Genomic DNA, 11,321 nt, shown 5'->3' with positions numbered 1-11,321 from the left:
TATTTTATTAAACAAAATTTAATATACGAGTGTTTTTTTACTCATTTTTTGTGTGTTTTAATTCTATTTTATAAAGCTTAATCTATTTTTCTCTATGCAGTACAGCTTTTTTCAATATTCACATTAACGTAAGTTATAAATAAACGATTAATAGATTTAATCTCATTGATTTTTATCGATTTAAAAACGTATTTATATATTATCTATAAAATATGGTTCATAGAAGAATTTCTATTTTATAATCTTATAGCTTTTTGTACACTATTTCACTAATTTTTCATTTATTATTTTATATATGAAGTAGTTGTGAAATATTTATCGATTTATAGCCTATATATAATAGAAGTTATGATATACTTAACTATAATGAGGTAAAATTAGACCATATAGTAACGATGAGGATTTACCATGGATACACAACCAAAAGAAACATATAAAGGTATATATAAAGAAAATACAGAAGGCATACTAAAAGGCAATAGCAACGAAGGGCAATCTATTTGCCCTCCACCGCATCAAGCGTCTACTGACCAAGCGGATATTGAAGCGTTAAAAGACTCTTATGATGATTTCCTCTATGTATCTAAAGCCTTTGCTAATTGTTCTATCAATTCATTAATTGCAACGGCGCGCATCTACGGTCTCGATCCGGCACCAATAAAGGGGGCTCGTGTGCTTGAACTAGGCTCCTCTTGTGGGGGCAATATCATTCCACAAGCGCTGTACTATCCAGAGGCAACTTTCACAGGCATCGACCTATCATCTGTACAAATTAAACACGGTAATGAATTAATCGAATCCATGGGGCTCACCAATGTGACCTTGTTAGAAAAAGATATTATGGACATCGGTGATGACTTTGGCACCTTCGATTACATTATTGTTCACGGCATCTGGTCTTGGGTGCCTGACAGCGTTAAGGATAAAATCCTCAGCATTTGTAATCGCAATCTATCTAACCGCGGTATTGCTTATGTGTCCTACAACACGTATCCTGGTTGGAAGAGATTAGAGCAAATGCGCGATATTATGCTCTACTCTGAAAAGCAATGTAAGTATCAATCACTGCAAGAACGCACTGCATACACTAAAAATGTGTTAAAGCTGATTGGCGAAACAATGAACATGGATCAACGTTCCCAAGAGCAGTCTGGTTATAAAATCGACAATATTAATCGCGTCTTACAGGCTAATGATTATTATGTAGGCCATGAATATTTAGAAACCTTTAACGATCCTGTGTATGTGTCTGAGTTTATCGAGCGCGCTGAACATCAGGGCTGCGTATATATCGGTGATAAAAGCATCGAAAAATCCTTTATCACGTGGCTCGATGATAAGGTAGTAGATAATATTAAAGCCCTTGCTAACGATAACCACAAGGACAAAGAACAGTATTACGACTTTGTCTATGATACACAGTTTCGCATGTCTTTATTAACAAAAGCATGTAACAAAGACAAAATCGTGCGAGATGAAACGGTTCAAAAAAACATCCTTGATACGCTGTACTTTGCAGCGCCTTTTGAAGACCGCTCAGGAACGCCTACAGATTGGACAGATGCGCTACGCATTACGCTCAAACAATTTATGCGCACGTTCCAGCAATTTAATGTGCAAGATATTGTGGACTACATGGCTAAGCATCATCCAAACGAGGAATACAATAAGGACACATTATACGTACAGCTATTTTTGTTAACCATTTTGGGCCATCTCAATGCGTATAGTGAAAAATATGAAAAATTACCATTTGTAGAAAATGTGAGTTACATCCCAGAGCGATTCATTAGATATGTGGCTACCCTCATCGAAGGTAACGGCAAACAATATATGACCTTAGGCAATATGTTTAACCAAGAGGATCCTACTGTAGATGAAGGTCTATTGTACGTCATGAAACAAATGGCACAGCCAACGACTCGTGACGAACTCATTAAGATTTTAGATGAAACACTAACCATCACTCGTACAAAAGCAGATGGTGAAAAATTTATTGTACCAAGTGAACAATACCTCGATGAGTCTATTAAACATTTAGTGGAACTAGGCTATTTCAGACACCAATCTTAGAACACCATTTTTATTTTGATACGTCACTACTTAAGTTATTACATTACTTCTAATTAAGGTATGACATAGTTGCGACTTGATAAGAGAAAAAGTAAGCCTTAGTTTCACTTTCAAAATTTAATCACACAAAAATTAAAGCGTAACTGGTATAGAGTGCAATTCAATCTATATCAGTTACGCTTATTTAATTTGGCTACTACATAATGTATCTAGAAGTGTTAATCTACGTAGTAGCCAATTGTTATGTAAATAACCTATTTTATTTTTTGTTTACACGAACGCGTTCAATTGTTGGTTCATCTTGAGCATTTTTTGCTACTGTGTCCACACGGAACAATGCCATTTCTGGGCTGAATTCAGTAACGAGGCGATCATCTACTGTTACGCCGTCTTGGATTGCACGGTATACGATTTGTGCGAATTCATAACGAGTTAACAAGCGGTCACCACCAAATGTGCCATCTGGATAACCTTCAACGAGACCACGGCGAGATAAATCGCTTACTGCTTCATATGCCCAGTGGTTTGCAGCCACGTCTGGGAACAATGTAGTATGGTCAGCTTTCATCTTAGTACCAGCTACGCCGTTCAATAATGCAGTCAATTTTTGGATTTGTGCATTTTGTTCAGCTACAGTTTTCTTAAGAGCCAATACCTCTTTGCCGATAGCTACACGAGAACGAGATACACCACTATGAGCGCCTACTTTCACAGACAAGCCAGCATTAAATACTGTTTCATCGCCGCCCACTGTGGAACCGATGCTAAGTTGTACATCTTCGTTAGGACGGTAGAAAGCACCGATAGCTGCCGCATCACCACTGCGATAGTGACCATAACCTACAGCAAAGTCCCATTTAGCGTCTGGATCGAAATCAAGTGGATGTAAAGCTGTCAACGCTACAGCACCTGCTACAGATTTATCGATACGTTTATCCATCTTGGAAAGATCGCCTTTGAAGGAGTTCATATTGTTATTGATGTTTGTAATATTGTTTTGAATATCTGTTACATTGCCTTTAATGTTTTTGATATCCTCTGTATTCTTAGCGATGTTTCCTGCATTTTTGTCAATATTCGTAGTATTATTGTTGATTTGGTCCGTAATATCTTTAGACAAAGATACTTTATAATCACGGCTATTACCATTGATTGTTGGTGTTACCGTAATGTGGTCACCTGCCGTTACTGTTGTAGTACCTGTAGCAGCAGTGATTTCGTCTTTCACCTTTTTAAGTTGTGCTACGTTTACTGCATCAGTATCAGCTTCACCGTTAGATACGCCATGAATTTGCTGACCTCCTACATCAACTTTACTAACAGAGAATGACATTTCTCTTAGTTCAGTAGTATCATCATTTTTGTGACCCCATACATCAATACCACCAGCATATGCGCTCATACCCTGATCATAATGCAATGTAGAAATACCATCTACATCCACAGAAGTTTTATAGTCACCAGATTTATTAAAACTGATGTGCTTACCGTCGATAGCAGTCAATTGCTCATCTTCACCATTTACTGCTTTATTATGAAGCTCAATAACACTACCATCAATCTTAGTTTCACCACGTTTATCTAAGTGAGACATTGTAGGGATAGATGTTAAGTGATCAAATCCACTATAATTTTTAGAAATGTCTTCAGCTTTTATACCATCCATTCCAGGGGCAATTCTAATACTTTTACTATCCTGAAACATACTAATTAAATCAGCTCTAAATGTGCTAGATGCTGATAGATTTGGATGATTACGGTTATCTGTTCGAAAATATAAATCATGTGCATTGAGATAGGATGTACCAGAATTGCTATTATCAACATTTGATTTAGTATATACGAGAATATCAGAGTTGATATCTAGATTAGATTTTTCACCAAAAGGACCAACATTCTCTTTAAATTTTGCAGATCTAATTTCTTTTAGATCCTCATTTAATGATACAATATATTCTAAATCAGTACCGATTTTTACTCGTGCACCAGTCGACGTATCCCATCTATATACATCTCTATAACCGAATGCAGTGGCAATATTTTTACCATCCCCTGAAATAATATTTACAGGATTAGATGCGAATGCTGAGGTAGCAATAGAAGTTAGCACCATAGTAGTTAATAAGATTTTAGTTGCTTTCATAATTATCTTCTCTCCTTACAAAAATACTTCCCTATAGGAGTATTACCAGCTCTCTTACAAATAATATCTAAATAATTCACAATATTTTCATGAGTATTATATGAGCATTGTAGCATGAATATCTAAAAAGTGGGTAGTTAATCAATAGAGATTAACTACCCACTTTTAATTTGGAGATAAGGTGGTTTCTGATACTTGCCGTATGATATAAGTTTGTTATTGAGAGAGAGATTTAAAGTTATACTTTAATATAGTTATTAACGTAACTGGAGAGTAACTAGTTATGAACAATAATCATACGACATAATGTAGGGGGGCTACATATTAAGAGAATAGCTTTTAATAAAAGCTATTCTCTTCGAAGAACAGATAATACCAACACTCACCTTCCTCTATTTGAGTATATCATCTAATAAGCTCAGATAATAGATGGTTTTTCATTAAATTTTCATTAAAAAACAATGAGCCGAATGACTCGCAGTCCTATTCGCTTTATGAGTTGTATTATAAAAATTATTACTCAACCCAGATTGTATGATGACGTCTTACAAGGCTTAGCATTTTGGAACGAACGCTCATAGCGCCCTCTACTCTATGCTTACCACCATACCAAGCTACAGAAGATCCCGCTAAACGGAATGTAATCTTACCATACGCCCCACCTGAGTTATTCTCAGGCTTGTTATAGCCCATATCGACAGACACACGCGGTGTGAGCTGCAACTCGGAACCAACGCGCAAACCATTCTTATCGGCCTGACGTTCTTGATTCCAATGGTATCCTTCTACATAGACTCTCGCCCAACGAGCATTTTTGAAAGTCTTGCCATATTCGAGGGTATAACCATTTGCTACACGCTCCAAGTTATGAAGGTTCGCATCGAGGACGCGCTCATCAGAGGCAGAACCGTACCAGTTGAAGCGGAACTCGCTTTCACCAGACATATATTCAAGGCCCGCACTGAGGCGATCGTGATGACGCAAGAAGCGATGGTCATAGAAGAGATGAGCACCATAAAGGCGACGATCATCCTTCGAGATACGTCGGTACCCAACGCCTACGTTAAGGGTTGTCCCAATATCGGAAGCCCGAGAAATGCGCTGCTGCGTAAACCATACGTCGCGCGACTTATCATCGTAATGGCCTAAAGGCTGAACAGTCTCCACAGAGTACAATGGTTTCCATCCCTCTTGGAACTGGAAGCTCAGCGTAGTGCGTCTCATCCACGGTTTACCTTTGGCGCCATACATCGCATTGAATACATTAGACATAGCCACCGCATTGATAGCGCGGTTTACTGCATCTACGTCGCTGTACTGCACCGTCTTGCTCTCTTGGCGATCCATCACGAGAGGGCCACCTTCACCAATCACATGGTCTGGTGTGGCCGCAGGTGTAATATGAAAGTCCTCAGCTACCGCTTTGACGTGCTCCTCACGAGGACTCGTTGTCACTGCAACGGTATGCTCCCTTTGGACTGACTGGTCTGCCCCCTTATGCAATTGTTGCTTCTCTGCCTCTGCGGAACCCACACAACACAAAAGGGCACTCAAGGCTACACATATAATACGTTTCATGACGCTCTACAACGTTTTATTATTCTCTACACATAAACTTCATGAACAACAAATGAAATATATATTAGTGTAACGAATAATGGGCACCACTGTCAAGAAATTAGAACCATATATAGCCAAAACTATAAAGAAATTTTTCTATGTAGATTAACCTTTTCCGTTTCGACTTAAACGTTTTTATACCATTGCATAAACATTCTCTAAAATATCCGTTTATGGTGTATTTTATACCCATAATATACAAAATATTCATTTACAACATGATTTTCATGTATTATTATGAATCTATAAGTTATATGAAAGTTTTGTGAAGTCATAATATGCAAAGGAGTGTATTGCGATGAGTAAGAAACGTTTTGTATTAACAGGTATTGTGTTTTCTGCATTATCTATGGGGATTGTATCGGCTGCGCCTGTAGCACCTGTAAACATTGTAGAAAACAACGGCAACGTAGGGGCTGTAGGAACCACGTTCACTAATGATGGCAATATTACGCTCGGTAGAGGTGCCGGTGCCGCAACTAGTAACCACCAAGTAGTAAACAATGCTAATGCCAACGGCAACAATGTAGCCATCGGTGCCTTCGCCGGTAACCAATCTAAAGGGGGCGGCAATATTACCTTAGGTGGTAAAAGCTTCCAAAAAGGTACAGGTGATTTAAATGTCATTGCCGGTGCAATGGCAGCAAACAATGCAAAACTATCGACGTCCATTATCATGGGTACCCAATCTGGTGAAAAATCTGAAGGGGAAAAAAATGTTTGGCTCGGTCATTACCAAGGGGCGAATAGCACGGCTAACAATTCCGTCCTCATTGGTTCTGGTTCCTCTGTGAAAGCTGATTTTACCCTCGGCATCGGTCATTATACGAATATCAATGCCAAGAAGGGCCTCGCTATCGGTTCTTATAATACCTTATCCGATAAGGCCACTGAGTCTGGCGTATTCGGTCAAGGTCAATATGGAAAAAATGCCATCGATGCGAGTGGTTCCTATAGCATTGGTAACTATAATCACATTTCTGGAAACAACACCTTTGTCATGGGTAATAATGTAACTACAGCATTAGAGAACGCTGTTATCCTCGGCAACGATTCTACGGATGGCGATGTGGTAGGCACATCGAGCTATACTTTTAACAATGGTAAGACTGTAAATTATGCAGGCACTACGCCTATCTCTACTGTATCAATAGGCGCTAAAGACAAGGAGCGAACTATTACAAACGTAGCAGCTGGTCGCGTAAGTGCTACCTCTACAGATGCTATCAACGGCTCCCAATTATATGGGGTTCACCAAATGATCGATACCCTTAACCAAAGTACAAATGCACAACTACACGACTCTATTAATCGTGTAGAACAGAATGTACAACGTATTGAATCCGAATCCAATAAAGGCGATGCTCGCACTGCAGCGTTAGCAGCCCTACATCCTATGGGCTACGATCCAGACAACCGCATTCAATATATGGCAGGCTATGGCCATTATAAAAATGCCAATGCCCTTGCCCTCGGTGTTGGTTACTACCATCGAGACAATCTATTATTAACTACAGGTGTAACACTCAATAGCCATCTTATGGCTAATGTAGGTATTACCTATAAACCTGGTAAGTCTAACATGACGAACCATCCACAAAACCTTGAAACTCGCGTACAAGCGTTAGAAATACAAAATAGAGAACTTCAAGAAACAGTACGTCAGCTCATGTCTAAATTAGACAAATAGTACTAGCTAGCCAGCTAGGTAACAAACAAGCCCCCGTAGGAAAACCTACGGGGGCTATTTGTTTAACAACGGCCATATAGCTAAAAGAGAGAGAATACGGTATCCAAAAGGATTGTAATTGCTGTGTATCTAGGAGTAATTGCATATATTTGGATACCTATGTGTAAATTTATCTATAATACGTAAGGGTTGTCTATATATAAATCGCTATACGGTCATGGGTATAGTATAGACCTAATAAAACTACTATTATATGATTTTCTGCACATTTCTATGAAAAATAAAGAGGCAACGGCTAATACCGTTACCTCTTTATTTATTTTTACAATTATATCTACTGTTTAGCGAATGCGTTTAACGCGATTATTATTGTCACGCATAGCTTGTTTCAAGCTGTGAATTACCATTTCGTTCATGTAGAAACGCAATTCGTTGTTATTTATATTTTCAGTATTCTTTTCAAGAATAGCTAAGATTTGGCGTTCATATTCAGCTTGATTCATTTTAGATACTGTAGTGTTATTCGTGAAGAATTCTTTGTAATCCAAGTACAAGCGATCTAATGCTACACGAGCATAGCTATCTTTTTTATAGCGATGGCTTGTAATGTACCAGCTGCGACGAACATTCATATAGTACAACACATTATTAGTATAACGTTGTTGACCAGACATGACGCGATTGTCGTCTTTAATCAAGGCATCGCGCATACCCAATTGGAACGCTACGAATTCAGAAACAACTTCTTTTACCTCTTCGCTAGGAACTGCAAGAGAAACCTCTCGTTCGCTCACAGTCATAGGAGCAGATACTTGTTCAGGCATCATCAATGGATCTTGAGCTGCATTAGCTTGACCACAAACACATACGCCGGCAATTGCCATCATAGGTAATAATTTTACTAATTTCATAAGTTCTCCTCTCTTAAAGCGCCCTCCCCAGAGCTACTTCATGTATCATACACTAGATATTATCTCTTTAAGAGCTATTAGCCCCATAGAGATCCCCATACTAAGCATGGTAAATTTATTAATACAGTAAGCATCTATCAATAATGATTCTGGTATCTTGCAGTTTTATTAGTATACTCGATACATAGTATTTCGTCTATATAATTTTGCCTTAAATTTAGAAGAAAAATTAAGAGGTGCTATGTGCTTAACTCTATGAAAGATACTATAAAAGCCTCCTAATAATAAAGTCATGACTCTACTATTAGGAGGCTTGATATATGTTAGCTATTGTACAAAGAATTATTTAATAAATCTATACTTAGAACTTATGTGTAAAGCCAGCATTCACACCCCAGTCTGCTTGGTAGTCACCAGACAAACCAGTAGCAACGTCAGCAAACACGCTATTGTTGCTATTAAAGCCATAACGACCACCGAAAGCAAGTTCAGTCCAAGTACCTTTAAGGTCTTGCTCTGTTAATTTCGCAACACTGCCACTAGCAAATGCAGTTTTTACATTGCCTGTGAAAGCATGACCTGCTGCAAAACGTGTATAAAGGTTAGCATTGCCAAATTGTTTACCCAATTCAAGGCCGATTTTACCAGAAGTGCTGTTTACACTAGATTGGTTAACAAATACATTACCGACATTAAAGTTACGGCCACCGAAGTGTGTAAAGTTCAATTGTGCTTGTGGTTCTACATAGAAACCATTAGCATATTTCAATGTTTTGCCATAGCGAACACCGATGCTGTACGCATTAGATTTTGTATCACCAGACATAGCTTCACCGATTTCATTACGCGCTGTGAAATCATTAGATACGCGACCAACTTGAGTTTCTACATGAACATATTGGTTTTTACCAAGGTCTTTCAAACCATAGGCACCAACGGAGAAGGATTTCACCTTACCAGAACCATCGAATACATATTCTTCAGAACCACGAAGATAGGACACTTGACCACCTACAGTCCAGCCACGGCTGATTTTAGCATCATAACCGCCTTGGATGCGTGTATAATCTGTAGCTGTGTCGATACCGCTGCCAGAGTAGCTGTATTTACCGCCACCGATGCGAGCCCAAATACCAGTTGGTTCACCTTGTTGCAATACACGAGGACGATACATATCATCAGCTAATGTACGCCAAGCGTTGATATTTCCTACTACAGCGGAACGAATACCACGCATATGAGGTGTATCATAAGCACCACGAACAACAGGATTAGGGTTTACTGGTTTTGGATCTGGAGTCACAGGCGTAATTGGTTTTGGATCTGAAGTTACAGGTGTAACTGGTTTAGGATCTGGAGTCACAGGTGTAACTGGTTTAGGTTCTGGAGTCGGTGTAGGTTTTGGTTCTGGCACTACATAAGAGCCTTGACCATTACCGTCTTTCCAAGTAATATCCCCTTCTTTTTTATCTGTAGTCAACGCTTTTTTGTAGCTAGACACGATGCCTTTAGAAGCGATGGATACAGTACTAGAAAGGTTTCTTTCACCTTTTACATAGTTTTCATAATAGAACTTGTGGGCTAAGTTATCTAAAATCTTGTTTACATTGCTTTCAGAAGATGTATCAAGATTGTCACCTGTTACATAGCCATGTACACCAGAGCCAGCTGTAGCAGATTTCACGATGAAGTTACCCCCCTCGATGTCAGCCGCATCAAGACCAGTTTTTTGAGAAGCTGGTTTACCAAAGTTTAGACCAGTACCTGCGCTCATATCATAAATAACATTGATATGTCCATCTAGCTTGTTAACATGAATATCGCTGCGAGAATCTTGGGAAATACGGCTGAAACCTTCGCGCGTACGAGTACCTGTGAGATTGTTAATACTACTACGTTCTGTTTTACCATCAATTTTGAAAGATTCCAAGCCGCCCATGCTATCATGGCTCCACATGCCACCATCAAAGGTCATGTTGATTTCGCCACCTTTATCCTCTAAGGTGTTCACAGCTTTACCGGAGAACTGGTTAGGACTGTTATGTGCACGACCGAGACCGATATTAATCACAGATGGTTGCTGTTCTTGATGAGGAGGCATCATTTTATCAGATACCAGCACATCACCTTGCATATTAAACACTTTGTGTTTTACAGTACCCGCATCATCGATACCAAGATTAATTTTACTATTATACGCAAAAGCTAATGGATATGGAGACGTCCATGGCGCAGTAGTCACGTCCATAACACCGCCATCTACTTGGATAGAACTATTATCTAGCATGCCTGTAATGAAAGCTGGTTGACGATAGCGTTTAGGTAATTTATCTGCATTAGGAGTATCCAAGGAACCAATTGTAACTTGACCACCATTAGACGCTACTACACCATTCACAGTCGCATTCCCAGTACTTTTAAATTTACTATCTGCAGTAGTTGCAAAAATGCGTCCCTCAGAATTAAGACCTGCTGCAGCCCATGTACTAGGCATAGCCATCGTAGATGACAATAAAGTCATCATAACAGCAGATAATAAAAATTTATTTCTTGCTCTCATCCTCTTACACCTCAACTATAAATACAATTACAATCACATTTGTGAAAGTTGCTTCATAAAAGAATATACATCTGTAGTTTCATTTATTAGTCTAAATAGACAGAAAAGATAGATATATACTCACTTTATTAAGAACTCACATTCAACACTTTTAAAATATGTTTAAAATATTACACTATTCTTTGTGAATTGTAAATGAATTTCTCAAATTTTATTTAAAATAATTTAAAATATTAATAGATGAGTTATAAAACTAGAGTATAAAATAAATAGGCAGTGACTAGATCACTGCCTGTTATTAGTAAATTCTATATAGTATGTATC

At 38.5% G+C, this 11,321-nt stretch carries 6 protein-coding genes; 2 read left to right on the top strand and 4 right to left on the bottom strand.

What is annotated here, in order from left to right; translation table 11 throughout:
- Positions 1–408 precede the first annotated feature (408 nt).
- Positions 409–2,073: a class I SAM-dependent methyltransferase gene (locus tag VEHSUH06_RS09360; RefSeq protein WP_105098670.1), complete on the top strand. Its 1,665-nt coding sequence runs from the start codon at positions 409–411 to the stop codon at positions 2,071–2,073.
- Positions 2,074–2,332: 259 nt separating this feature from the next.
- Here VEHSUH06_RS09360 and VEHSUH06_RS09355 read toward each other — a convergent pair whose 3' ends face one another.
- Both VEHSUH06_RS09355 and VEHSUH06_RS09350 read right to left on the bottom strand, forming a co-directional pair.
- A complete protein-coding gene (locus tag VEHSUH06_RS09355) occupies positions 2,333–4,216 on the bottom strand; it encodes an S-layer homology domain-containing protein (protein WP_105098669.1) in 1,884 nt (627 codons plus the stop codon).
- A gap of 516 nt (positions 4,217–4,732) precedes the next feature.
- A complete protein-coding gene (locus tag VEHSUH06_RS09350) occupies positions 4,733–5,794 on the bottom strand; it encodes an inverse autotransporter beta domain-containing protein (RefSeq protein ID WP_105098668.1) in 1,062 nt (353 codons plus the stop codon).
- A gap of 340 nt (positions 5,795–6,134) precedes the next feature.
- On the opposite strand from VEHSUH06_RS09350, the gene VEHSUH06_RS09345 reads away from it, so the two are divergent.
- Positions 6,135–7,526 carry a YadA-like family protein gene (locus tag VEHSUH06_RS09345; protein ID WP_105098667.1) on the top strand — a complete coding sequence of 464 codons (1,392 nt, stop codon included), beginning with the start codon at positions 6,135–6,137 and terminating at the stop codon, positions 7,524–7,526.
- Positions 7,527–7,867: 341 nt separating this feature from the next.
- Here VEHSUH06_RS09345 and VEHSUH06_RS09340 read toward each other — a convergent pair whose 3' ends face one another.
- Positions 7,868–8,437: a hypothetical protein gene (locus tag VEHSUH06_RS09340; RefSeq protein ID WP_105098666.1), complete on the bottom strand. Its 570-nt coding sequence runs from the start codon at positions 8,435–8,437 to the stop codon at positions 7,868–7,870.
- A gap of 361 nt (positions 8,438–8,798) precedes the next feature.
- Entirely contained in the window at positions 8,799–10,997 is a 2,199-nt protein-coding gene (locus VEHSUH06_RS09335) for an autotransporter outer membrane beta-barrel domain-containing protein (RefSeq protein ID WP_105098665.1), read from the bottom strand.
- Between the last annotated feature and the right edge of the window lie 324 nt (positions 10,998–11,321).

It is taken from the genome of Veillonella sp. S13053-19 (assembly GCF_002959835.1).
Lineage (GTDB): Bacteria > Bacillota > Negativicutes > Veillonellales > Veillonellaceae > Veillonella > Veillonella rogosae.
This window is presented reverse-complemented; position numbering and strand designations above follow the sequence as displayed.

Excerpts from the sequence above, each read along its gene's own strand:
- VEHSUH06_RS09360 (WP_105098670.1), top strand. The coding sequence starts at position 409 with ATGGATACACAACCAAAAGAAACATATAAAGGTATATATAAAGAAAAT.
- VEHSUH06_RS09335 (WP_105098665.1), bottom strand. The coding sequence starts at position 10,997 with ATGAGAGCAAGAAATAAATTTTTATTATCTGCTGTTATGATGACTTTA.
- VEHSUH06_RS09350 (WP_105098668.1), bottom strand. The coding sequence starts at position 5,794 with ATGAAACGTATTATATGTGTAGCCTTGAGTGCCCTTTTGTGTTGTGTG.
- VEHSUH06_RS09355 (WP_105098669.1), bottom strand. The coding sequence starts at position 4,216 with ATGAAAGCAACTAAAATCTTATTAACTACTATGGTGCTAACTTCTATT.
- VEHSUH06_RS09340 (WP_105098666.1), bottom strand. The coding sequence starts at position 8,437 with ATGAAATTAGTAAAATTATTACCTATGATGGCAATTGCCGGCGTATGT.
- VEHSUH06_RS09345 (WP_105098667.1), top strand. The coding sequence starts at position 6,135 with ATGAGTAAGAAACGTTTTGTATTAACAGGTATTGTGTTTTCTGCATTA.